The following is a 23,346-nucleotide window of genomic DNA, read 5'->3' as shown; positions in this document are numbered from 1 at the left end:
GGGGAATCGCAATGTCCAGTCACATTATTCAGCAACTTGAGCGCGAATGGATGAGCCAGAAAACGGTCCCGGACTTTGGTCCAGGCGACACCGTGGTCGTACAGGTGAAGGTGAAAGAGGGAAATCGCGAGCGCCTGCAGGCCTATGAAGGCGTGGTCATCGCCAAGCGGAACAGGGGATACAATTCCGCTTTCACGGTGCGTAAAATTTCTCATGGCGAGGGCGTGGAAAGGGTTTTCCAAACCTATAGTCCTCAGGTCCAGGATATTCAGGTTAAGCGCCGCGGCGACGTTCGTCGCGCGAAACTTTATTATCTCCGCAGCCGCACCGGCAAGGCCGCCCGTATCAAAGAAAAAATTTGATCGGAACGAGAAATCGCCGCGGCGATTGATGCGGGAATCGAGGACGGGCAGCGAGCGCTGCCCGTTTGTCGTATGGGGACCGAGATAAATCAGGCGCGTTTTGTGAAAACGCCATCGTTCATAAGGCATGAAGGCTGTTGGCTCGATTGAACCTCGCATTGCCGATTCGGATGGTGATCTGATCCGGCGTTTCATGAACGCCCTCTGGGTCGAAGAAGGATTAAGCGAGAACACTCAAAAAGCGTACGGAAGTGACGTCAGCCTGTTTGCCGTTTGGTTGAGCAATACGCACAAAAAATCGCTTTGCCAGGTAGAGGCGGGCGAGATAGAAGGCTACTTGGCGCTGAAATATCGTCAGAAGGCGAGTGAGCGGACCAGCGCCCGACTCCTTTCGAGCCTGCGGAAGTTTTACTTATTCGCCACTCGCGAAGGCTGCGTAGATAGAGATCCGACCGTGTCCATAGAGGCGCCTCGCATCGGGCGCCCGCTACCGAAAACGCTCACGGAGAAGGATGTGGAAGCCTTGCTGGAGGCTCCGAACACCGATGAGCCTTTAGGCTGCCGGGATCGGGTTATGCTGGAAGTCCTTTATGCCACCGGACTTCGTGTAAGCGAATTGGTCGGGCTTACGCTCGGGCAATTGAATCTCCGCCAAGGTGTCGTTCGCGTAGTGGGTAAGGGACGCAAGGATCGCTTGGTACCCATCGGCGAAGAGGCGGAAGATTGGGTGAACCGTTACCTGAAGTCGGCACGGCCGATGATCCTGAGGGGGAGACGCAGCGACGATGTGTTCGTCACGGATCGCGGAGCCGCAATGACGCGCCAGGCCTTTTGGCACCTCATTAAGCGCTATGCTTTGCTGGCCGGCATTCATAAGCCGCTTTCGCCCCATACTTTGAGACACGCTTTCGCTACACATTTGCTGAATCATGGCGCTGATCTTCGGGTGGTTCAACTCTTATTAGGGCACAGTGATTTGTCGAGCACACAAATTTATACCCACGTCGCCCAGGAGCGCTTAAAAGACCTTCACGCCCGCTGTCATCCGCGCGGTTGAAACCGTTCTGAGCTTAGCCGAGGATTTATGATTGCGAATATACATCCTACCGCCTGCATCGCTCCGGATGCCAAACTAGGGATAGGCGTTTCGGTGGGTCCTTACGCCGTGATTGAGAGCCGCACCGAAATCGGGGAAGGTTGTCGCATCGAGGCCCATGCCGTCATTCATTCGTACGTTCGCATGGGTAGGAACAACCACGTCTGTCCACAGGCGGTCATCGGCGGATTGCCCCAGGATCTGGGGTTCGATCCTCTAACGGAAACCTATGTGGAGATTGGCGACGCCAATGTTTTTCGCGAAGGCGTGACCGTGAGTAGAGCCACCCGAAAGGGCGACGCTACGCGGATCGGCGCGAATAACTATCTGATGAACAATAGTCACGTGGCACACGACTGCCGGCTGGGCGACAACAATATTTTCGCCAGCGGTGCCACACTCGGCGGCCATGTTCAGGTAGGGGACCGGGTTTTTTTCGGGGGCGGGGTCATGGTTCACCAGTTCTGCCGCATCGGTAGCTTCGCGATCTTGCAGGGACTTGCGGGTATCAATAGAGACGTTATTCCCTTTACGATGGTAGGTGGAAGACCGGGTAAGCATTATCGGCTGAACCTGGTAGGTATGCGGCGCGCGGGGATCGACGGAGAACGTCTGAAAGCCGTATCGACCGCCTACCGGCGTTTGCGGAACAAAAAGAGCCTGGACGACTTGCCGGATACGCCGGAACTGGCCTATCTTCGACGTTGGCTGGCGGAAGAATCGAAGCGCCACGGGACTTTGGGGTTTATCGATATACATGCCCGTGGTGAAGATTGAATCGGTCGATACATCGACGCATCCACTTTCTTTCTCAGTTTAAAAAGCGCCATGAGTTCACTGAAATGTGCCGTGATCGGAGTCGGTTACTTGGGGAAGTTCCACGCGGAAAAATATGCTGCACTTCCTGATTGCGAATTGGTCGCCGTAGTCGATACGGATCTGCGGACAGCCCAAGCCGTAGCGGATAAGACCGGTAGCCAGGCGCTGACTGACTACCGGGAACTGCTCGGCCGAGTCGATGCCGTGAGCATCGTGGTACCGACCAGCTTGCATCACCAAGTGGCCAAGGATTTCTTGGCGGTGGGAGCGCATGTGCTGGTGGAAAAGCCGATCACGGTGACGGTAGAGGAGGCCGATGAGCTTATCCGCATCGCCGAAGAAAAGTGCCGCGTGCTCATGGTGGGGCATCTGGAACGCTTCAACGCCGCTCTATTGGCTCTCGATCTGACCGAGGACAAGCCGATTTTTATCGAATCGCACCGTTTGGCGCCGTTCAAACCACGCGCCAACGACGTCAGCGTAGTGCTTGATCTTATGATCCACGATATCGATATCATCCTGGATTTGGTCGATTGTGAAGTCGACCGCATCGACGCCAAAGGCGTGCCGGTATTGACCGGTGACGTCGATATCGCCAACGCGCGCATTGCGTTCAAGAATGGCAGCGTGGCCAACGTCACGGCCAGCCGCGTCAGCCAGAAAGTCGAACGCAAGATGCGTATGTTCATGCCCAATGCTTATATTTCCGTTGATTTCCAAAATCGCGCGCTGACGCGCCATCGTAAAGGTGAGGGCGAGATGTTTCCCGGCATACCGGAAATCGTCAGTGAAGAGTCCGTGTTCGACAACGGAGATGCTCTGATGGAGGAGATCAAGCATTTCGTCGCTTGCATCCGGAACGGACGCGAGCCTTTAGTGTCCGGGCATGCCGGACGGCGCGCTCTGGCAACGGCTACCGAAATCACCCGGCTACTCAACGCCTGACCATTCACGCCTGAATGGTTTTCCTGCCCCTGGCGCTGCGGTCGCGGGGGCTTAATGTCGCTACGCAACGCTTGTCATGACAACGCCTACAGGAGAGATAGATCTCATGATCCCCATGGTCGACCTAAAAGCCCAATATCTGCAAATCAAGGACGAAATCGATCAAAGCTTGAGGCAGGTCTTGGATAGCTGCGCCTTTGTTCTGGGGCCGAACGTCAAGGCCTTTGAAGAGGAAACGGCGGCTTATCTGGGGGTCAAGCACGCGATCGGTGTCGCTTCGGGAACCGACGCCCTGCATTTGGCCCTTTTGGCAGCCGGTATCGGCGAAGGGGACGAGGTCATTACGACACCGTTTACCTTTATCGCGACGGCGGAAGCCATTCGCTACGTTGGCGCCAAGCCTGTTTTCGTGGACATCGATCCCAAGACCTTCAATATCGATCCTGATGCCATCGAGGCGGCGATCACCGAAAAGACTGCGGCCGTCATGCCGGTACACTTGTTTGGCCAGCCGGCGGACATGCAGCGGATTTCCGCGATCTGCGAAAAGCACGGGCTCAGGATGGTGGAAGACTGCGCCCAGTCGTTCGGTGCATCCATCGGCGGGCAGCAGACCGGCAGCTTCGGCGTGAGCGCCGGATTCAGCTTTTTTCCGAGCAAGAATCTCGGCTGCTATGGCGATGGCGGTTTGGTCACCACGAATGAGGATGATATCGCCGACAAGGTCAAGGTGTTGCGTAACCACGGGTCCGAGGTGCGGTACTACCACGACGTGATCGGTTACAACAGCCGGCTCGACGAATTGCAGGCGGCAATCCTGCGCATCAAGCTGCGACGTATCGACGATTTCAACCACAATCGCCGCCGTGTCGCCCATCTGTATTCGGACCTGATGGCGGATCTGCCGGTAACCACGCCTTATGAGGACGGCATAGGCGTACACGTTTACCATCAGTACACACTGCTGACCAACCGGCGCGACGCCGTCATGCAGGCACTCCAGAAGTCCGGCATCGCCTGCGCGGTTTATTATCCGGTGCCGTTGCATCGGCAGAAGGTATTTGCCGAAGAGTGTGCCGGGCTAACTCTGCCGGTCACGGAAGCGGTCGCGGCGCGTTGCCTGTCCTTGCCCATTTACCCCGAACTTCAGGAAGCCGATGTCCGCCGCATCGTGTCGGTCATCCGTGCGGCTTTGAATGACTGAGCGCTCGCCTCTCGTCATGTTGAGCGCCGGAGAAGCGTCCGGCGATCTCCACGCCGCCCATCTATTTCGGGAGCTCAAAAAACTCATCCCGAACCTCCGCGGCATCGGCATGGGCGGCGTCAGAATGCGCGAGGCGGGGATTGAACTCCGTTGCGACTCCACCCATCTCGCCGTCATCGGGCTCGCCGAAGTGGCCAAGCATTACGGTGAAATTCGGCGAGCGCTCCGTTCGATGCAGCAGATAGCTTGCGAAGAGAAACCGGATTTGCTGATCTGTGTCGACTACAAGGAGTTCAACTTTCGTTTGGCGCGGAAGGCAAAGGAATGCGGCGTCAAAGTCCTGTTCTATGTGAGTCCGCAGGTTTGGGCTTGGCGCCCTGGGCGGGTGAAGAGCTACGGCCGGATCGTGGACCACATGGCGGTGATATTCCCGTTCGAAGTGCCGTTCTACGAGGCCTATAAAATACCGGTGACCTACGTGGGCCATCCTTTGGCGGGAAAGGTAAAGCCCTCCATGGAGCGATCCGAAGCTATGGCTAAATTCGGATTTGCGGGCAAACGCCCGGTTATCGGACTGTTGCCGGGTAGCCGGGTCAACGAGATTAACCGGCTTATGCCTGTCATTCTCGACGCCGCGGGACGGTTGGCGCACGAGTTTCCGGGAGCGCAATTCGCTCTTTTTCGCGCCCCTTCGATATCGGACGAGTTGCTGCACAGCCATCTTGCGCTTAGCGATCTACCCGTCCGCGTGATCGAAGGGCAGGATTACGATGCCCTGCAATGCTGCGATGCCGTGATCACCGTTTCCGGCACCGCGACGCTTGAAGTGGCATTGCTGGGTATACCGATGGCAATCGTCTATCGGCTGACTCCGCTCAGTTATTGGTTGGGGCGCCTGCTGGTCCGCATCCCTTATATCGGATTGCCGAACATTTTGGCGGGTCGTCATGTGGTCCGCGAGTTTATTCAGCACGATGCGACGTCGGGCAATATCGCCGGCGAGATCACCCGAATTCTTCGGGATCACGATTATGCAGAAGCGATGCGGCAGGCGCTCAGGCAAATCAGGGACGACTTGGGAGACAAGAATGGCGCGCTCAAACTCGCGCAGCTGGCAGCGGAAATGCTGAACTTGGAATCGAAGCCGAAAGCGGCATCCGATCAATCAGTCAGTCAGTGCATGAACAACTTGGTTTGAATGGCGATTTCTTCCAGGGTCGAAGTCAGATTGATTCGTTCTTCGCTCTCGAGATTTTCGATGTACATCGCGTTGCCGCAAGATTCCTTAGCCTTCTTTTTGGCTATCGATGCCAGTTCGGCGATAACTTCCTTGGTCAAGCCATTCTGACTCGCGGCCACCGGCAAAATGCCGATCGAAAGAGATACGAAAGGAAAATATCGTTTCTCTCCATACCTGTCGCACGCTTCGATGCCGCCGATTTGTCGGTCTTTGGCGGTGTAATGTTCCGGTACGAGCGTCTCGAAGGTTTGTAACAGGTGTCGACAGCGTTCTTTCCAGTCGGCGCTCCGGAACAGGACGATAAAATCGTCGCCGCCGATATGCCCTACAAAGTCCAAATCGGTATCGGCCGTTTCTGTCATGAGTCGGCCCACAAGCTGGATGAGATCGTCGCCGCGTAAATAGCCATAAACGTCATTGTAAGCTTTGAAGTAATCGATATCGCAATATGCGACGACGAAATCCTCTCGATTACGCAGGAACTCATCCAGTTTCTGTTGAATCAAAACACTACCGGGCAATAGTGTCAGCGGGTTCGCGTAGCGGGCTTTAGTGATCTGCAAGTCGGTGATCGTGCTCAGGAGATCCAGAAGAGTGCCTTTGCCGATCAAACGTCCGTTTTCCGTAATAATGAATTCGTCCGTTTGGTGATTGACCGCGCTGGTCAGGCAGCGACTGACGTCCTCGAGGGATGTGTGGAGGTCGAACTTGAGCGTTGGCCTGAAGGCGAATTCCTGTATGGGTTTTCGACCATGCAAGTCGCGTCCGTATCGGCTCGCCAAGAGATTCATCAGGTCGTTGCGCAAAATCAGTCCCAAGGGTTCGCCATTGTCTACAATGGCCACCGATTGGAGCGTTTCACTGATTCGGAAGAGATCGCCGACTTCTTCCATGGTTGATTGTGGCGATATGGTCGGAACTTCTTTCAACAGGTGTGCGATAGTCAGCTTTTCCGAATAAACGTTGCGTTTTTGTCGGTCACTGAACAGTTGCGGGTTAAGCGCGATATCGGGAGTCTTTTTCGGTGGAGCAAAATAGAATCCCTGGGCCATGTCGATGCCCAGGTTGCGCAAGGCAGCATATTCGTGTTTATGTTCGATACCCTCGGTTATAGTCTGGCAACCCAGGGACTTGGCGATTTCTATGATGGACTTGATGAATTGGCGCTTGGTTTGGTCTTCGTCGACGCCCTCGATGAAATGCCGATCGATCTTGACGAAATCCGGATTCAGCTCTGACCAGAGCTTAAGACTGGAATGGCCGGCTCCGAGGTCGTCCAAGGCGACTTTGAAACCCATTCCGCGATAGTGCTGGAGGGCATGCTGAAAAACTGTCCAGTCTTGAATGGGTTGCGTTTCGGTGATTTCGACAACGACGCGATCCGGATCCAATTTGTGATTCTGTAGGTACATGAGTGTTCGTCCGTGAATGAATTCGTCGTCGGTCAAGGTAATGGGATTGATGTTGACGAAGAGATGTCCCGACAGAGCGAGTTTGGCGAATTGGCGGATGATGAGCTTGCGGCACAGAAAGTCCAGTTCCACCAGGCGCCCATACTTGGCCGCCGCGGCGAACAGAACGTTGGGCCTATGTAGCAAAGATTCGGACGGTCCTCGAATTAAGCCCTCATATCCAAAAATCGCTTGTTTATCCAATACGACTATCGGCTGAAACAAAACGGTTAGCTGTTCCAGCGCGAGAATACGATCCAGCAGGCTTTTGACGTGGACTTCTTGCTTCTGCACCTAGGACTCGTCGCGATCGGTGAATGAGGCAGTCGTTTAATGATGAACTATAGCAGTTTGTATCATTTTGACCGACAAATATGACAGCAAACGTTTTAGGAACGTGTAAACATAAATTGCAACTGGCCTTGGCATTGGCTTCGGCAATGACGCCGAATGCCTCGGCACTTCCGGGCACGGGATTTTTCCATGCCTCTCTCGGTAAGATTTTGAGGTGGTTATCATGAGTCGCGCTTTTGTCAAAGAACCGGATGGCGAACAGCTTGGTGACGATCTTCCCGAACGGCCTCGGAGCTCGTATACCAATTATGTTACTCCGCAGGGATTGGCGCAGCTGCAACGGCGGGTTCGCGAGCTTAGTGCGCAAAAAGAGGCCCTGATTGGGAACGACGATCTGGGCGCCCGGCAACAGCTTAAGCAGGTGGAGCGCGATTTGCACTATTACGAGGAGCGTGTTCAAAGCGCCGTGGTGGTGCAGCCGGAAGCCCAGTCCGACGACAAGGTACGCTTCGGTTCAACGGTCGAGGTTCTCGATTCCGACGGCCAGACGCTGCGTTTTACCATCGTTGGCGAGGACGAGGCGGATGCGACTCATGAGAAGATCAGCTGGATGTCGCCTTTGGCACGGGCTTTACTGGAGGCTCAAGTGGGGGATGTAGTGACGTGGAAGAGACCGGTGGGGGATAAGGAATTGGAAGTCGTCGCGATTCGAAAAGGCTAGGCCGTGTCGTCAGGCTTTCCTTTGCCTTACAGCATTCGCCATAGCCGACGGGCCAAGCATCTTCGTTTGGTCGCGAAACCCGAAGGAATCGAGCTCGTCGTGCCGCCCACGATCAGCGAAGCTCGAGCCCTGGCGTTCTTGCACAAGCATCGCGACTGGGCCGAACGCAAGCTTTCGGAGATGCGTTCGACGACTGCTCAATCCGGGCCGGCGCAGCGTTTGGAGAACGGTTCGACCGTTCCGTTTCAAGGTCGTGAAGTGCCGCTCGTGATCCGCGAGCATACCGGGCGGCGGACGCATATCCAGTATGATGGCCATTTCCTGGTCTCCGTACCTGCGGGTACGGAGAACCAGCCGCATCTCGCCAGGAATGCACTTTTTAACTGGACGAAGTTGTGGATACGAGATCAGGCCGGATTCATCATACAAAGGCATGCTGTTCGCTTCGGATTGTATCCGCGTCAAATCAGGGTCAAGCGGATGAGTAGCCGATGGGGGAGTTGCGGCCCTAGGAACGACATCAACCTGAACTGGCTTCTGGCTTTTGCGCCGCCGTCGGTATTGGAATACGTGGTTGTGCATGAACTATGTCACATCCGCCATCGGAATCACTCGGCCGATTTCTGGGCCTTAGTCGCCCGGCATCTGCCCGCCTATTCCGGCGAACGCCAGTGGCTGCGCCAGAACGGTGCTGCTCTTTTGAGACGGTTCGAGTAGCGCCATGGCAAACAAGCTGAAGCAAATATTGGTATTCGGCAGTACCGCGATTGTGCTGTACATCGGTGTACAGTTGATCGCCACTCGCAGCTTGGTGTCCGGGATGCCGCCCCCGATACGGGCAACTGCTTTGGACGGCACGGCGTTGGATGTACCCAAGCCGGAAGGACGGCCGGCCGTAATCTACTTTTGGGCGAGTTGGTGTCAGATCTGCAAGGCGATGCAGAGCTCCATTCGATCATTGGCACGAGATACGCCGCTGGTCAGCGTGGCGCTGTTGTCGGGGGACGAAACCGAGGTCCGTGAGTACGTCAAACGGGAAGGATTCGAGTTTCCGGTAGTTCTCGACCAGGATGGCGCTATCGGCAGAGACTACGGAATTCGGGGTGTACCGGCCGTGTTTATTTTGGGTCCTGACGGTCATATTCGTTTTTCCACCATCGGCTACACCAGCGAATTGGGGCTTCGGTTTCGGCTTTGGCTGGCGGGTCTATAGGAGTTTTTTGATTTGACTGGTTTTTTCCCCGGCACGATGGCGGCCGTCGAGATCCCCCAATCGGGCGGTCCGGAGGTTTTGCAGTTGTGTCGGCGACCGATGCCGCAGCCGGGGCCAGGCGAAGTGCTGATCAAGGTAGCTGCGGCCGGGGTGAACCGGCCGGATGTCATGCAGCGCAAAGGGCTTTACCCGCCTCCACCGGAAGCGTCCGATATACCGGGCTTGGAAGTCGCGGGCAAAGTGGTAGCTTTGGGCGAAAGCGTGCGTGAGCCCGCCATCGGCGAATCGGTTTGCGCCCTGGTGAGCGGCGGGGGATATGCTGAATATTGCGTGGCCGCCGCGGCACTCTGTTTACCTATGCCGAAAGGATTTGGGCCGATCGATGCCGCCGCCATGCCTGAGACGTTTTTCACGGTCTGGACCAATGTATTCGAGCGGGGCGGGCTGAAACCGGGAGAAAGCATGCTGGTACACGGGGGCAGCAGCGGCATCGGCACCACGGCCATTCAATTGGCCCGTGCATTCGGCGCCAGCGTGTTCGTAACTGCGGGAAGCGCGGAAAAATGCCGGTTCTGCGAGCAGCTCGGGGCTACTGCGATCAACTATCGCGAGGAAGACTTCGTCGACCGCATCAAGGCACTGACCGAGAGCAAGGGCGTGAACCTGATTCTCGATATGATCGGCGGCCCTTATCTCCAGCGGAATCTCAGTTGTCTCGCCGCAGATGGCCGCTTGGTCGTGATTGCGGTTCAGGGCGGACCCAAGGCGGAAATCAACCTGCTCCCCATTTTTTTGAACCGTCTGACCTTGACCGGCTCAACCTTGCGGCCGCGGAGCGTGGAAGAGAAGGCCGCGATTGCCGATGCGCTGAGGCGGAAAGTGTGGCCGCTGCTCGAATCGGGTCAGGTCAAGCCGGTGGTGCACGCCACGTTTACCTTGGCCAAGGCAGCAGAAGCCCATCGACTGATGGAAAGCAGCCGGCATATGGGCAAGATCGTCTTGTCGGTCGCTTGAGTGCGGACAGGCTAGCGGCTTGCGCGCTTTTTTAGCTGAATTCAAGAAACCGGAATAAATCGTGATCTCAGTTGGCTACAAGAAATTTCCAGTTCTGACGTTATTGGCGGCGAGCGTCTGGCTGGTCTCCCCGGCATCGGCTTGGGCCGGATTCGAGGAAGGTATGGCGGCCATCGAACGGCGTGACTATTCCGCGGCCTTCGCTGAATTCAAGCCTATGGCGGAGCAGGGCATGCCGGAAGCTCAAGTCAATTTGGGCAATCTTTACATGAAAGGGCTAGGTGTGCCGCTGGACTATGTCGAGGCGCGGCACTGGTACGAGCAAGCGGCCAGGCAAGGCGATACAACGGCCGAAAGCAAGCTCGGCGTTCTTTACTTCTATGGTCTGGGAGCTCCGATCGACATGGGCGAAGCTGCGCGTTGGTTCAGCAAAGCGGCCGAGCAGGGCGATGCCAGCGCCCAAGCCGTGCTGGGTTCGCTTTATGCATCCGGCAACGGCATCGACAAGGACAATGCTCAGGCGTATTTCTGGTACACGCTTGCGGCAGAACAGGGTAATCAGAACGCGGCCGATGCCAAGGACAGCCTGGTCGAGGAAATGGCTCCCGGCGAAATGGCCCTGGCTTTGGACCGTCTCGCCGAGTGGCAGAAGCAAAAGGAGAATGCTGAGGCGCTTTCGCTAGAGAAGCCAAAGGCAAAAAACGCGCACGTTAAGAAAGCATCGAAGAAAGCGACTCAAAAGACCAAGATGAACCATAAGAGCCAATCGCGTTAGTTTTTGTTTGTCTTAGGCGAAGTGGCAAACATAATCCAGCATGTCAATCACTTCGATATCGAATCGGCTGTTGCCAGGAATTTCAAATGAATCGCCGGCCCCGTAAGTTTTCCATTCCGTCTCGCCCGCTAAGCGCACTCGGCAAGCGCCGGCATTGATTTCCATGGTTTCCGGCGCGGCGGTGCTGAAAGCCAGGGCGGACGGGAAGATCACGCCGACAGTCTTGCGGCTGCCGTCCGGAAAAAGGACGGTATGGCTGACGCATTTGCCGTCGAAATAGACATTGGCTTTCTTGACGACGCTGACGTTGTCGAATTGCGACATGGTGGCTCCTTAAAAACAAAGGCCGCCATTATACGTGACGGTTCGGCGTCTTGAAGAATCTCGCGGTTTCACGGAGAGCGTAATCGATATCGAGTTGGTGAATGAGCATTCAGGCCACCTGGCCGTCAAAGTCCTTGCCGGTTAATATGAAAGGTTTCGTAAACCTCGCACCTGTCGAATGTTCGAGCAACTCCTCTGGTCCTTGATCCATCGTCCGTACATCACGGTTTTTCTGATCGCATTCCTGCTGCTTTCCTGGCTGGAGCAAGGCGCTCGGCGAACGGTGATCTGGGTGATCAGCAGCTATTTGGTGGCTCTGCTGGCCGAATGGGGGAGCATCAACCATGGAATTCCGTTCGGGAAGTATGTCTACCATTACGAGGCGCTGAGCAACGATTTGGTCGTTTTTGGCGTTCCGTTCTTCGACAGCCTGTCGTTTTCATTTCTCAGCTATGTCAGTTTCTCGCTGGCGCAGTTCTTTATGTCTCCCCTATGGATCAAGGCGTACGACGTGCAGCGCGTAACCTCGGTAGAGGTCCGAAATTCGGTGTCGGTGTTGCTGCTCGGTGCATTTCTTATGCTGGTCGTCGACCTTATCGTCGACCCGATCGCCAACCTCGGCAAATATTGGTTCTTGGGGGACATTTATCATTATCCTGACCCTGGCGTTCATTTCGGCGTGACCCTCGAAAATTACGCCGGCTGGTATATCGTCGCGACGGTGACGATTTTGCTGAATCAGCGCATCGATCGGCTGTTGCTGGACCGGGAGCAAAGGCGCGGAGAGCCGGTTAGACTGGTCTATGTGCCGTTGAAGGGATTGTTCGCTCCGTGTTTCTGGAGCGGCATCGTGATTTTTCAACTGGGAGTGACTTACTGGCTCGCCTATGGGGTAGAGGCGGTTCCCGATCAAGAACAATTGAAGTTACAGGCGCTGACCGGCAGCTTCATCATCGCGCCGATCCTGGTACTCGCCGCGGCGCAGCTGACCAAGCCTTCCAACCGTGTAAAGGGCGACGATATACGGGAACGAATCGGTACCTATCCGTTGGGTTCTGCTGTCCGCAGCGACGACGAACCACGCGGGGCGTCGCCGCCGGCAACGCTCGTTGCGGCGTCGCAAGACCATGAAGGTTTTTGACAGCTCCGGCGTCGCACAAACCGGCGCGGCCCACATCCGACCGGAGATAATTCTTGACATAAGATCCCGGCAGGGTTACGAGGCCTTGGCGCGTGCCGGCTTTGCATGTGAACCGGTGTCGGCGTAGCGCCAGGTCAGGCCCAAGGATTTTTGCAGGCTGTTCAGCAAATCCCCGAGATCTACCGGCTTGGTGATGAAGCCATCGAAGCCCGATGCCAGGCACATGTCTCTGATGTCATCGAACGCATGCGCGGTGACTGCGATGACTTTGACGTTTTGCCCGGATTCCGTCTGCCGTAAATGTTTGACCGTTTCTGCCCCATCCATATCGGGCATCAAGAGATCGATCATGATCAGGTCAGGTTCGAAAAGCGCGAACTTGTCCAAGCATTCTCTGCCGTTCGAGGCCGTTTCTATGACAAAATCCAGTGATTCCAGAAGCGCCGACAGCATCGTCAGATTATCCGGATTATCGTCGACGATCATGATCCGTCGCGCTTTTCCGGTGTAACCAATGACCTGATTCTCATCGGCTTTCGGTTTCGACGGATTCGATGCTGCCGGCAACGCCAGCGAAACCGTAAAAACACTGCCTTGGCCGCGAGTGCTTTGCACGTCGATTTGTCCGCCCATGGCATCCACCAACCGCTTGCTGATAGCTAGCCCTAAGCCTGTTCCTTCCGTAGAGTCGTGATCGGCCACTTGCTCGAAGGCCAGGAAAATTCGTCCCATATCCTCTTCGGCGATACCCTGGCCGGTATCTTCAATCCGGAAATAGACGGTTTCTCCATGACTGAAGACTTTCAGAGCGGCATACCCCTGATGGGTGAACTTTATGGCGTTGCCGAGGAGATTGATGAGTATCTGCCGTAAGCGCTTTTCATCACCGATAACGTATTCGGGTAGAGTCGCGGCCTTTTCATAGATAAAACCAACGCCCTTATTTATTGCTCGGAATTCGAACATCTCGGCAATGCCGTCGAGAAACTCTACGAAATGGAAAATGGAATTTTCCACCTCCAGTCGCCCCGCCTCGATTTTGGATAAATCGAGCAGATCGTTGATCAATGTCAGCAAATGATGTCCGGAGCGGCCGATATAACCCAGATATTCCTTGTGTTTTGAGGTGAGATCGGTCTGTTTTTGAAGCACCTGGGTAAACCCGAGTATTCCGTTCAAAGGAGTTCTCAACTCGTGGCTGATGTTGGCGAGAAACTCGGTTTTGGCGCGATTCGCGGCTTCGGCGGCCTCTTTTGCTTCCTTTAGGGCCAGTTCGCCTTGCTTGCGTTCCGTAATATCGACCCAGGCGCCGATCGCTTCGATCATGTTTCCCTCGGAATCTCGAAGCGATCTAAGCTTGTCGTGAATCCACCGGTACGAGCCGTCCTTGTGTCGAAACCGGTATTGATGCGTGAGTTCGCCTTGACTAATCAGGAGGCTTTGATTTTCCAGAGCGGCAGCACGGTCGTCCGGATGAACATGATCGATCCAGAAGGTCTCGTCGCAATACCATTGGTGCGGTTCATAGCCGGTCACCAGGGTTATGGTTTCGCCCATGAAATCGACCTTGAAGGGGCATTCCGGATTGCCCGTTCGGGAGAGTATGTAAATTACGGATGGGCTGGTATTGACGATATATTCGAGCCGATTCTGGGATTGCTCCAATTTCTGCTGTTGGGTGCGCAGAGCAAGTTCAAGCTGTTTGTAGTCGGTGATATCTGTGAATACCGCTTGGATCAATTTTTTTTGATTGAGCTGAATGACCTTGGTGGTGACGCGGATATTCCGTACGATGCCGCTTTTTGTAATATGCTCGGTTTCGAATACATCTTCCCCGGTATCACGAGTTTTCTCGATATGTCGCCTGATGTCCTCTTCCGATTGCTGCCGATCGATATCGCTTATTCGCAGTTTCCGGAATTCGTCACGCCTATATTCGAGATTTTGGTGAGCCTTCGGATTGAAGTCGATCAATTTGCCGCTTTCGATATCCATCAGCACCAGCGCATCGGGCATTTGCTCGAATAACGTGCGATAGCGGCTTTCCGATTCGCGTAACGATTCCTCGATGCGGAGGCGCTCCAAGATTTCGTCCTCGAGTTGGGCGTTTGCTTCGACCAGTTGCGCGGTGCGTTGCTCCACCATTTTTTCGAGATTGGCGTTTAGTTGTCTGATTTCCTGCTCCTTCCCTTTGCGCTCTTCGATCTCATGCTGCAACTGGCGGTTTGTCTCTTCGAGCTTGGCAGGACTCGGGAGTTTGAGGGCGTGGGGAATCAGCGGCCAAAGCAGGACCGAGGTCGCGATCGAGACTAGGCCGGTAAACAGTTTGACGAATCCTTCCAGCACGTAATTGGGATGCCAAATCGTCCAGATTTCCATTAGATGCGTTGTCCCGCACGCCATGATGAAGATGCCGAACAGGACAAAGATCGAGCGGAACTCAAGGTCCCGCCGCTTGAGGACGAAGAAAATCAGTGCCGCGGGGATGGAATAATAAGCCGCCGTAATCAGCGAATCCGATAGGACATGAAGAAGCAGCAAATCGGAGCGCCAAAGAAGGCATGTCCCGTGAGGTATGAAATCTTTGATCGTCTGAGAATCGAAGAGATTTTCGAACATGGTAGGCGCACTTGAAGTGAAAACCGCATCCGGTTGCGCAGTCAGATCCGATTAAGGATTAACCTTTACCAGTTCCACATCGAAGATCAGAGCCGCGTTTGGCGGAATCACGCGGCCTGCGCCACGTTCGCCGTAGGCCAGTTCAGGGGGGATGAAAAAGCGGTATTTGGCGCCTTCCTTCATGAGTTGCAAACCTTCGGTCCAGCCGCGAATAACCCCGTTCAAAGGAAAACTCACGTTTTCGCCGCTGTCGAATTCCTGGCCCGAGATCAGGCTGCCGCGATAGTTAACGGTTACGGTGTCGGTGGCCTTCGGTGAAAGGCCGTTGCCCTCGCTAAGGATCTGGTACTGCAACCCGCTCGCGGTACTCAAGATGCCGGGCTTTTTCTCGTTGTCGACCAAAAATTTCAAGCTTTCCCGCTTGTGTTTTTCTGCATCGGCAGACGGCGAAGGGGTGCAGCCGGACAGCCCGAATATGACAAGAGCAACTGCTCGGGCAAAAGATCCGAGTTTCTTCATAGTGTTTACACTCCATTTTAGGTTTGATGTGCGAACCGGATGCCGTGTTGGGCGCCTCGAAAAAACTACTTGCGGCCCGAGTCCAAGACGTCCGGACAAATCCGCCGAAAGCGACCATTCCGCAGGGAGCGGAATGAGACGAACCGCGTTCGTCCGAAGGGCAAAGTCCACGGAAGGACATTGCCAATTTGGACTGCCAATGGCAGGCCCCGTTAAGGGCGGCTCCCACGGATGGGAGCCGCGACACAGGAACCGGAGTGTACATGGAGTACATGAGGATTCCGCAGTCCTGTGCGGCGTACGTCCCTGTGCCGCAGGACTGTCCGAGCACGCGCAACACAGCAATCGGGCCGCAAGTAGGTTCTTCGAGGCGCACTGTCGCACGGGCTCCAATGCGCGGCATATTGTCGGACAAGAAAAAAAGCCGAGTCCGAATAGCAGCTCGAATCATCGAGCGAACCACGTTTTTACTCGGCTGGGCCTGCTTCTGCAAGAGTGGCGTCAAGTAAACAGTCTCGCTACTGCGCTGCATAACGCGAGAGATCTGTGCTCGTATCGGGAAGAAAACCCCCTGCCTGCATGGTCCACAATTTGTGGTAAAAGCCTTTTGCTGCAAGCAATTCCCGGTGATTCCCGTCCTCGACGATGCGGCCTCGGTCGAAGACCAGGATACGGTCGAGATGCGCGATCGTGGATAAGCGGTGGGCGACGACGATGACCGTTTTTTGGCCCATTAGCCGATCGAGATTGTCCTGAATCGCCTTTTCCGTTATCGAATCGAGACTGGACGTAGCCTCGTCGAGTATCAAAATCGGCGCGTCTTTGACCATGACCCGGGCAATTGCGATACGTTGCCGCTGGCCGCCGGACAACTTGACGCCGCGTTCGCCCACCAGGGAGTCGTAGCCGTCTTTCATGCCGTCGATGAACTCGTCGGCGCGCGCCATTCGCGCTGCGGCGGCGATTTCGGCATCTTCGGCGTCCGGCCGTCCGTAACGTATATTTTCCCGCAGCGAACGATGGAATAGGCTGGGATCTTGGGGAATCAGACTGACTTGCTCGTGAAGCGAGTCCTGGGTTACGTGAGCGATGTCGGTGCCGTCGATCAGGATCTGACCGCCTTGAGGTTCGTAGTAGCGGAGGATCAGCCCGACGAAGCTGGATTTTCCGGAGCCCGAGAATCCGACCAGGCCGACCCGCTGACCGGGCTCGATGACGACGCTCAACCCGTCGAATACCCACTGTCCCGGCACATAGCCGAACCGGACATCGCGGAATTCGATCCGTCCGCGCGTTATTCGCAATGGTTGTGCCTTTGGCGTATCGACGATGTCATGGGGTCTGACGATGGTGGTGACGCCGTTGCCGACATTGCCCACATATTCGAAGAACTCCAGAAAGCGGCGGCTGAGATTGCGGGCATCACCGATGATCAGAAGCGCCAGTCCGGCGCTCATCGCGAAGTCGCCGACCCCGATCAGACCTTGGTCCCAGAGCCTCAAGGCGAAGTATATCGTGCCTACCTTCAAGGCAGCCGCGGATATGAACTGAAACCAGCGCACCCGCTCCATGTACCAGAAAGTCCGGCGCCCGGCTTTGACCTCCGTTTCGAGATAACGGTCGAGATAATCCCGCTCGTGACGCAGTCGGGCGAACAATTTGACATTCAGGATATTAGTCACGGAGTCGACGATTTTGCCGTTCACTTGGCTGCGGGTTTCGGCATAAGCCTGAGCGTAAGGACGGCAGCGTTTGGCCAGCCAGAACGATACGCCTACGTAGACCAGCACCCAGGCCGCTACGAACCATCCGAGATTATCGTGAGTTCTCAGCAGCAACGCGACGGACACGGCGAATACGACTCCGACCGGCCAGAAATCGAAGAGAATCGCCCAAGCGGTATGATTGACGCTCATGGCGGTTTCGGTGATCCGGTGCGCGAGTGCGCCGGCAAAATGCCCGCTGAAATACCGGACGGAATGGTGCTGCAGGTAGGCGTACAGTATTTGCGTTGTCCTTTTGCGCAAGCGCGGTCCCACCATGATCAGACAGGCGCCGCTGGCCCGGCTGAACAGGATTTCGGCGATATTCAATGCGGCGAAAAGCATCAAGGGCGTTTTCAAGCGCTCCGTCAAGGGAATCGAATCACCGCTTGCCTCGGTCACGCCATCGATGATTTGCCCGATGGCGTAGGGTACGAGGATGTTGCTCATGGCCTGTCCCGTTTCCAGAATCAGCATCAGCAGAAACCATCCACGAAACCCTGCCATACAGTGAATAATGAAGCGAACGCTGGTATTCGGCAGAGCGGGGGCGTCAGTTGCGCGTTTAAAAGCGAACCTTGTCGAATCGTTCATGATGAAGGCAGTGTGTTTGGGGAAACGGTGGCGGCGGTCAGTTTCAGGGCGACTCAGGCGCTATCTATCCGCACGAGCCCGGAAAATCTCGTCGATTACTGCTTTTGGGGCAAGAGGACAACTCTGTCGCGAAAGTCGCAAGACAGGCGTTGTTGACGACATGAGCGGCGGGCGGACTACGCCCGCGTCTGTGGTTAGCTTCGTTGCCCGAACGGATCGGGCAACGAAGCGAGGCGGAGCCTCGGGTCCTCGGGATTATAGGGATAGCCGAAATGCTCGGACGAGTGGGGTCGCGTCAATCCGTAAGCATTCGCTAACGGGCTTGCGCGTGGAAGCCAGACTCGAAGCCGATCGAATGGGGGCGTTCATAGCGGTCTTCGTTGTCTGCATCCATTTCGTCATCGGGTTGAATCCGGATATCCAGCCTATCAACATCGTCTGCCCATTTGTCTAAAAGCGCTGGCAGACTCTTCCTCAAATAGTCTCCTTTGATTCTCATGGTACTTTCCTTATTTTGAGTGAGTTTGCGAATTAAGTCCTGCACCTCGGCAAAGCCTCGGTAGTCAATTTATAAAAAAATTCAAGTCGCAGGTAAATCAGAATTCCTTATGAATATCGAGTTATAGATAAGTAACTATGAGTCATTCCTGAGACAGTGAACGTAAAAAAACCTTACGGATTCGAGCTCGAATCCGCCGGTTTCAGTACTGCCCGCAAGGGCAGATGATCGGAGGTTTCGCGTGCCAGAGGCGTTGAGTATGCCGCAATGTCCGCAAGAAGCTCGCGGGGTTTGACCCAAATTCGGTCGAGAGGGAACAGAGGAAATATGGACGGGTAAGTGGCGATATCGGGTATGTGTCCGAAATGGTTGCGCAGCCAGCGAAAAGGCCTTCCCCATAGAAACCACTCATTCAGATCGCCGAAGAGAAGCGCGGGCGGCGGGGCATCGGCCAGTATGCTCAGAAGCCGGGTCATTTGTTTCCGCCGCTCGCCGGGAAACAATCCCAAATGAGTCCCGATCGCGCGAAGAGGCCCGCAAGGACTGTCGACCGACAAATCGATCGCTGCACGGGGTTCCCGGTGCGGTATGCTGAGATCGACACGCCTAATGTTACGAACCGGCAGCCGGGTAAGGATGGCGTTGCCGTAGTGCCCGTTGCGGCGGAGCAGCGTCGGGCCCGGAACGGCCCGGTAGTGCAGACGGGAGGCGAAATGCTGAAGCAGGTCGAGAGCGACTTCAGGCTCCCATTGCAGTTCCTGGAGCGCGATGAGGTCGGCATCGAGTTCCCGAATGATGGTCAGGACTCTCTCCGGATCGTAACGTCCGTCTCGTCCGATGCAGTCGTGAACATTGTAAGTTGCAACGACTAACGACATGCCGGACCCGTTACCCGATCGAGCCGCCGGCGCATGCCGTGTTTTCCGCTTCGCGCCGACGCAGCCATCGGTGCGTAGCGAATGCGGCAGCCCCGATAATGGCGGCGGCGGCGACGAGCAAGGCGATATTGATCGGACTCGGGTGATGGACCGCAGCAGCCAAGCGATCCGAAAAAACCGTGATGGCCATGGCGCCGGGGACCATCCCAAAGATCGTTCCCAATAGAAAGTCGCGGAAACGGATATGGGAGGCTCCCGCAACTAAATTGACCACGGTGAACGGCGCGACGGGTATCAACCGGACCGTAAGCATGGCCAGCAAGCCACGATGACGCAGCCAGCGGCTGAGCGTATTGAGTCGGGCGCCGCCCAGTCGCCGCACGATATCTCGACCGAAAACGTGGCCGAGCGCAAAGGTGAGAGAGGCACCTACCAGCGACCCGAGAATCGCATAAACAAAACCCGTGATAGGACCGAACACAACTGCCGTCGTGAAGATCACCAATGTGATCGGTATCGCTGTTATAGCGGCAAGTATATAGGCGCCGATGACCCATACCGGCGTTGCCGGAGTCCGTTGCAGTGTGCGTCCGACATTGATCAGCGTCTCCTTGTCGAGCCATTCGTGCAGTGGCCCCCAGCGCCACGCGGCCGCAAGCGCCCCGATAGCTGCGAGCAGGCTGAGGGTGGCGGTAATCCGTTTGCGGGCGGAAGGCCGGTGTTCCACGGGGATGAGTTCGTCGATCAATCGATCGGGATCGATGGGCGCTTCCGGATCGACTACGCTGGCCTGGGGTAGAAGGGCATCGGCCTCGGGCGATACTTCGCCTTCAAGGTGCCGAAGCGTGTGCGGGTTTCCCCGTAAGCTTTCTATGGCGACAATCAGCGAGCCCGCCTGTCTGATAGCCAGTTCCATTCGATCCGTTCCGACGCCCAAATGCTCGGCCAGCAAGCGATTTCTTAAACCTGTAATCGCTTTTGCCGTATTTGGCTCGGTCGCTTCGATGGCAAGATTGCATTCCGTGTCCAGCCCCATCGAGCGATTGTTAAGATTCGCCGAGCCGACGAGCGCAAGGCGGTCGTCCACCACCATCAGTTTGGAATGTACGTTGATGCACTGATCGTTCAGCCCATCGCAGTCGGGATAATAGATCCGGAACTTGCCATGTCGGTCGGCTGCGCGAAGGCGGCGAAGCAATCGAGCCCGCAAGACTTCCATTGTCGTTTGCTCGAGCCAACCGCCGCCGGTCAGTCGCGATACGACGACGATCTCCGGCGGATTCGGCTCACGAAGTCTCAATTCGAGCAGAGCGCCGACCGAAGAAGCCGTCAGATACTGGTTCTCGATATAAATCGTGTTCTTCGCTGACCGGATTGCATCGACGTACAGTTCCCTGAGTTCGAGAATTTCGACACCGCCGTTGAACCGTGGGACCGTTCGGACGATTGCGACATCGACATCGCTGATGTCCGGGACGATCGACGGGGGCCAGGGATCGGTTCCGGCATCGCTGTCGGCACGGAGTTGGTTGCCTGTCGCATTGCGCCAGCGCTCACGGGCTAACATGCCGAGCGCCGCAGCTGCTTCTCCGTCCACCATCATCTGCACATCGTGGACCGGGGCGTAGGCTTGGCCGTTGGATCTTCGACGGTAGGGGGCGTTGGGTTCATGGTCCGGCGTATCCCAACGTTCCTGGGCGAGATCCATGCCACCGACAAAGGCCACGGCGTCATCGATCACGACGATTTTCTGGTGGTGCGAGGCACCGACCGGATGCCGGCCATCCAGATAAAAGTGAAGGTGCCGATGTCTTTGCCAGCCAAGCGTGTAAATCGGCAGGACTTCGCGGCCGGGTGCATAAAGCATTGCGAAGTCCCAATTCAAAATATAGACATCCAATCCGCGGCGGTCTTCGATAAGCGCTTTCAGAAAGTCGCCGAGCTGGATCGGAAATCCATCGCTGACGCCGTCTTGGGCTAACTTGGTTCGGCTGTCGATATCCCAGCCGATGATGAAAATAGATCGCTGAGCACGAGTCGCTGCCGCTCGCAAGGCCGGAAAATACGCCGAGCTGTCGATCAAAAATGAAGCTCGACGGGCGCGGGCAATTCGCCAACAGTTGCGTCCAGGTTGCAGTATGCGGTTCTCGCCTTCTCGTTGGGCATCGAAATTCCTCATTCTTGTCCCTTGGTGGTGATCTAAAGGCATTGAAAATTGCCGGAGCAAGTCTGACGGCTTGTATGATCGAGATCGCGGAAACAACGGTCGAATCTCTTTTTAGAGTGTTTGACAAGCTCTAGCCCGCATTTCTCACACCCTTTCGTTGCGAGGGCGTCGAGACGATGCTGTGGGCGCAGCATGGACCGAGCGACGGCGAAGGCGTAGCCGGCACATCAGGCTGTAGGATGTGCCGACGAAGGAAGGGGTGCGACTAAAGCAACCGTTTGCGATTGGAAGGGCGGCTCCGGTGCTCCAGGAGGATTGGAAGGGTCGCGACTAAAGCGACCGTTTGCGATTGGAAGGGGCCGATTAAAGGCCCGTTTGCGATTGGAGGAGTGTGAGAAATGCGGGTTAGCGGCTAGCTCTCCAAACAATGCGGATTCGCTTGTCTAAACGAGAGGGGGCGGGTTCAATTCGGCGTTGCTGTAGCCGTTTGCGAGGTGCGGGATGGGTTGATCGCTAAGATGAATGTCCTTCGCTTCGGAAAAACGATCCGCTGTCTCATCGTGATGCAGCTTGTCATTCTTACGAATATGGTCTCTCGAAACCGATATAGACGTAAGCCTAGGTTTACAAAGCTGTATTTGGGGAGATAGGATAACGTATTCATCGATCATATTTCGGGCCGGTTTGGCTGCATATTCGTATATACAAATGCATGACCTTCATGGAAAATACCGACCGCATACCCTCGAAACCATACTAATTGGAAAGGCGTTAGATATGGCTGTTAATGGACTAACAGTTTTCATCGTCGACGATGACCCCGACGTGTGCGATGCCTTGGCAGCGCTACTGAGGGCTGAGGGATTTGTTGTTGAAACCTACCTGTCCGGGCCTGATTTCCTGGCTTCGGTGAAGCCCGAGCAACAAGGATGCCTCATTCTGGATATCAATCTCCCGCAAATTTCCGGGTTGGATTTGCAACAGATCCTTACTGAGAGGGGATTTAACCTTCCTATCATTTTTCTGACGGGATTTGGCGACGTGCCCAAATCGACAGCAGCCTTCAAGGGTGGAGCCGTAGATTTTCTTGAAAAGCCCGTCGATGCCGACGTCCTGATACCGGCGATAAGAAACGCACTCGCTCTCAGTTATCAGCGTTACGAAGAAAAGTCGCGTCAGCACGAGCTTGATGCTCTATACGCTAATCTGACACCGCGTGAAAAGGAAATTTTGGTGTACCTAGCACGTGGCTATTCGGCCAAACAGGTCGGCAAGGCATTGGGCATCAGTCATCGTACCGCTGAAATCCACCGTGCCCGCATTATGGAGAAGCTGGGCGTTCAGTCACTCGCCGATCTCGTGGCACTCGCGATTCAGATGGGAATCCGTTAATCGTCACGACGAGATTTGACCGGGCGAGCCATACTTGGGCTGAGTTGGTACGGTTTGTAGCGGGTTGATGACTGTCGTTTGGCACGACAGCGTTGGCTTGTGTCGCCGCTTGGGAACCAAAGCTTGTCGCCTATTTGCGAAACCTAGAAGCGTTGCGCTCCAGAATCAGTTCCGGCGTCGGTTAACCGAACGTCACCATCAGGAGCCTATTCCAGTAGGCCATAGAAACCCTTTGACAAGCTTCGAGCGAACGGCTTATTCCATTCGGCATTCGAGTGAACATTACGTAGGGTGGGTTAGCGGAGCGTAACCCACC

At 55.6% G+C, this 23,346-nt stretch carries 21 protein-coding genes; 13 read left to right on the top strand and 8 right to left on the bottom strand.

Annotation, left to right across the window (positions count from 1 at the left end):
- The first annotated feature begins 11 nt into the window (after positions 1-11).
- From rplS to lpxB, 6 genes are all read left to right on the top strand, one after another.
- Positions 12-362: a 50S ribosomal protein L19 gene (gene rplS, locus JOD69_RS16365; protein WP_077731246.1), complete on the top strand. Its 351-nt coding sequence runs from the start codon at positions 12-14 to the stop codon at positions 360-362.
- A gap of 127 nt (positions 363-489) precedes the next feature.
- The gene (gene xerD / locus JOD69_RS16360) at positions 490-1,419 is read left to right on the top strand and encodes a site-specific tyrosine recombinase XerD (protein WP_077731245.1); all 930 of its coding nucleotides are present in this window, start codon (positions 490-492) and stop codon (positions 1,417-1,419) included.
- Positions 1,420-1,446: 27 nt separating this feature from the next.
- Positions 1,447-2,235: an acyl-ACP--UDP-N-acetylglucosamine O-acyltransferase gene (gene lpxA / locus JOD69_RS16355; RefSeq protein WP_205781085.1), complete on the top strand. Its 789-nt coding sequence runs from the start codon at positions 1,447-1,449 to the stop codon at positions 2,233-2,235.
- 51 nt (positions 2,236-2,286) lie between these two features.
- Positions 2,287-3,222, top strand: coding sequence for a Gfo/Idh/MocA family oxidoreductase (locus JOD69_RS16350; protein WP_077731244.1), 936 nt, complete (start codon positions 2,287-2,289; stop codon positions 3,220-3,222).
- A 106-nt stretch (positions 3,223-3,328) separates the two neighbouring features.
- Positions 3,329-4,426 (top strand): DegT/DnrJ/EryC1/StrS family aminotransferase, encoded by a 1,098-nt coding sequence (locus tag JOD69_RS16345; protein ID WP_086134463.1) that lies wholly within the window; start codon positions 3,329-3,331, stop codon positions 4,424-4,426.
- On the top strand, positions 4,419-5,624 hold the full coding sequence (gene lpxB, locus JOD69_RS16340) for a lipid-A-disaccharide synthase (RefSeq protein WP_086134464.1): 1,206 nt from the start codon (positions 4,419-4,421) through the stop codon (positions 5,622-5,624). The genes JOD69_RS16345 and lpxB overlap by 8 nt, the downstream gene beginning before the upstream one ends.
- Here the strand turns inward: lpxB and JOD69_RS16335 are convergent.
- Positions 5,600-7,411: a bifunctional diguanylate cyclase/phosphodiesterase gene (locus JOD69_RS16335; protein ID WP_077731241.1), complete on the bottom strand. Its 1,812-nt coding sequence runs from the start codon at positions 7,409-7,411 to the stop codon at positions 5,600-5,602. The genes lpxB and JOD69_RS16335 overlap by 25 nt on opposite strands.
- A 223-nt stretch (positions 7,412-7,634) precedes the next feature.
- Between JOD69_RS16335 and JOD69_RS16330 the strand changes: the two genes are divergently transcribed.
- The 5 genes from JOD69_RS16330 (at position 7,635) to JOD69_RS16310 (ending at position 11,134) form a co-directional block, all read left to right on the top strand.
- A complete protein-coding gene (locus JOD69_RS16330) occupies positions 7,635-8,132 on the top strand; it encodes a GreA/GreB family elongation factor (protein WP_077731240.1) in 498 nt (165 codons plus the stop codon).
- 66 nt (positions 8,133-8,198) lie between these two features.
- A complete protein-coding gene (locus tag JOD69_RS16325; protein WP_240507010.1) occupies positions 8,199-8,849 on the top strand; it encodes a SprT family zinc-dependent metalloprotease in 651 nt (216 codons plus the stop codon).
- Positions 8,850-8,853: 4 nt separating this feature from the next.
- Positions 8,854-9,345, top strand: coding sequence for a protein disulfide oxidoreductase (locus tag JOD69_RS16320; protein ID WP_086134465.1), 492 nt, complete (start codon positions 8,854-8,856; stop codon positions 9,343-9,345).
- A 36-nt stretch (positions 9,346-9,381) separates the two neighbouring features.
- Positions 9,382-10,359: an NAD(P)H-quinone oxidoreductase gene (locus tag JOD69_RS16315; protein WP_086134466.1), complete on the top strand. Its 978-nt coding sequence runs from the start codon at positions 9,382-9,384 to the stop codon at positions 10,357-10,359.
- Between the two features lie 61 nt (positions 10,360-10,420).
- Positions 10,421-11,134 carry a tetratricopeptide repeat protein gene (locus JOD69_RS16310; RefSeq protein ID WP_086134467.1) on the top strand — a complete coding sequence of 238 codons (714 nt, stop codon included), beginning with the start codon at positions 10,421-10,423 and terminating at the stop codon, positions 11,132-11,134.
- A 12-nt stretch (positions 11,135-11,146) separates the two neighbouring features.
- On the opposite strand, the gene JOD69_RS16305 is transcribed toward JOD69_RS16310, so the two are convergent.
- Entirely contained in the window at positions 11,147-11,458 is a 312-nt protein-coding gene (locus JOD69_RS16305; RefSeq protein WP_086134468.1) for a pyrimidine/purine nucleoside phosphorylase, read from the bottom strand.
- Positions 11,459-11,636: 178 nt separating this feature from the next.
- Between JOD69_RS16305 and JOD69_RS16300 the strand changes: the two genes are divergently transcribed.
- Entirely contained in the window at positions 11,637-12,599 is a 963-nt protein-coding gene (locus tag JOD69_RS16300; protein ID WP_077731234.1) for a carotenoid biosynthesis protein, read from the top strand.
- A gap of 75 nt (positions 12,600-12,674) precedes the next feature.
- Here the strand turns inward: JOD69_RS16300 and JOD69_RS16295 are convergent, their stop codons facing one another.
- The 6 genes from JOD69_RS16295 to JOD69_RS16270 form a co-directional block, all read right to left on the bottom strand.
- The gene (locus JOD69_RS16295) at positions 12,675-15,218 is read right to left on the bottom strand and encodes an ATP-binding protein (RefSeq protein ID WP_086134469.1); all 2,544 of its coding nucleotides are present in this window, start codon (positions 15,216-15,218) and stop codon (positions 12,675-12,677) included.
- A 51-nt stretch (positions 15,219-15,269) separates the two neighbouring features.
- Positions 15,270-15,908, bottom strand: coding sequence for an FKBP-type peptidyl-prolyl cis-trans isomerase (locus JOD69_RS16290; protein ID WP_348529967.1), 639 nt, complete (start codon positions 15,906-15,908; stop codon positions 15,270-15,272).
- Positions 15,909-16,255: 347 nt separating this feature from the next.
- On the bottom strand, positions 16,256-18,094 hold the full coding sequence (locus tag JOD69_RS16285) for an ABC transporter ATP-binding protein (protein WP_077731231.1): 1,839 nt from the start codon (positions 18,092-18,094) through the stop codon (positions 16,256-16,258).
- A gap of 313 nt (positions 18,095-18,407) precedes the next feature.
- Positions 18,408-18,593: a hypothetical protein gene (locus JOD69_RS16280; RefSeq protein ID WP_077731230.1), complete on the bottom strand. Its 186-nt coding sequence runs from the start codon at positions 18,591-18,593 to the stop codon at positions 18,408-18,410.
- Between the two features lie 173 nt (positions 18,594-18,766).
- The gene (locus JOD69_RS16275) at positions 18,767-19,471 is read right to left on the bottom strand and encodes an endonuclease/exonuclease/phosphatase family protein (protein WP_077731229.1); all 705 of its coding nucleotides are present in this window, start codon (positions 19,469-19,471) and stop codon (positions 18,767-18,769) included.
- A 10-nt stretch (positions 19,472-19,481) separates the two neighbouring features.
- The gene (locus tag JOD69_RS16270; RefSeq protein WP_077731228.1) at positions 19,482-21,650 is read right to left on the bottom strand and encodes a VTT domain-containing protein; all 2,169 of its coding nucleotides are present in this window, start codon (positions 21,648-21,650) and stop codon (positions 19,482-19,484) included.
- A gap of 765 nt (positions 21,651-22,415) precedes the next feature.
- On the opposite strand from JOD69_RS16270, the gene JOD69_RS16265 reads away from it, so the two are divergent.
- On the top strand, positions 22,416-23,030 hold the full coding sequence (locus JOD69_RS16265; RefSeq protein WP_166642602.1) for a response regulator: 615 nt from the start codon (positions 22,416-22,418) through the stop codon (positions 23,028-23,030).
- The last annotated feature ends 316 nt before the right edge of the window (positions 23,031-23,346 follow it).

Source organism: Methylocaldum sp. RMAD-M (assembly GCF_017832375.1).
In the GTDB taxonomy this organism is placed as follows: Bacteria; Pseudomonadota; Gammaproteobacteria; order Methylococcales; family Methylococcaceae; genus Methylocaldum.
This window is presented reverse-complemented; position numbering and strand designations above follow the sequence as displayed.

Excerpts from the sequence above, each read along its gene's own strand:
- JOD69_RS16270 (WP_077731228.1), bottom strand. The coding sequence starts at position 21,650 with ATGAGGAATTTCGATGCCCAACGAGAAGGCGAGAACCGCATACTGCAA.
- JOD69_RS16345 (WP_086134463.1), top strand. The coding sequence starts at position 3,329 with ATGATCCCCATGGTCGACCTAAAAGCCCAATATCTGCAAATCAAGGAC.
- JOD69_RS16265 (WP_166642602.1), top strand. The coding sequence starts at position 22,416 with ATGGCTGTTAATGGACTAACAGTTTTCATCGTCGACGATGACCCCGAC.
- JOD69_RS16330 (WP_077731240.1), top strand. The coding sequence starts at position 7,635 with ATGAGTCGCGCTTTTGTCAAAGAACCGGATGGCGAACAGCTTGGTGAC.
- JOD69_RS16350 (WP_077731244.1), top strand. The coding sequence starts at position 2,287 with ATGAGTTCACTGAAATGTGCCGTGATCGGAGTCGGTTACTTGGGGAAG.
- JOD69_RS16295 (WP_086134469.1), bottom strand. The coding sequence starts at position 15,218 with ATGTTCGAAAATCTCTTCGATTCTCAGACGATCAAAGATTTCATACCT.
- JOD69_RS16275 (WP_077731229.1), bottom strand. The coding sequence starts at position 19,471 with ATGTCGTTAGTCGTTGCAACTTACAATGTTCACGACTGCATCGGACGA.
- lpxA (WP_205781085.1), top strand. The coding sequence starts at position 1,447 with ATGATTGCGAATATACATCCTACCGCCTGCATCGCTCCGGATGCCAAA.
- JOD69_RS16320 (WP_086134465.1), top strand. The coding sequence starts at position 8,854 with ATGGCAAACAAGCTGAAGCAAATATTGGTATTCGGCAGTACCGCGATT.
- JOD69_RS16285 (WP_077731231.1), bottom strand. The coding sequence starts at position 18,094 with ATGAACGATTCGACAAGGTTCGCTTTTAAACGCGCAACTGACGCCCCC.
- JOD69_RS16315 (WP_086134466.1), top strand. The coding sequence starts at position 9,382 with ATGGCGGCCGTCGAGATCCCCCAATCGGGCGGTCCGGAGGTTTTGCAG.
- xerD (WP_077731245.1), top strand. The coding sequence starts at position 490 with ATGAAGGCTGTTGGCTCGATTGAACCTCGCATTGCCGATTCGGATGGT.
- lpxB (WP_086134464.1), top strand. The coding sequence starts at position 4,419 with ATGACTGAGCGCTCGCCTCTCGTCATGTTGAGCGCCGGAGAAGCGTCC.
- JOD69_RS16280 (WP_077731230.1), bottom strand. The coding sequence starts at position 18,593 with ATGAGAATCAAAGGAGACTATTTGAGGAAGAGTCTGCCAGCGCTTTTA.
- JOD69_RS16305 (WP_086134468.1), bottom strand. The coding sequence starts at position 11,458 with ATGTCGCAATTCGACAACGTCAGCGTCGTCAAGAAAGCCAATGTCTAT.
- JOD69_RS16300 (WP_077731234.1), top strand. The coding sequence starts at position 11,637 with ATGTTCGAGCAACTCCTCTGGTCCTTGATCCATCGTCCGTACATCACG.
- rplS (WP_077731246.1), top strand. The coding sequence starts at position 12 with ATGTCCAGTCACATTATTCAGCAACTTGAGCGCGAATGGATGAGCCAG.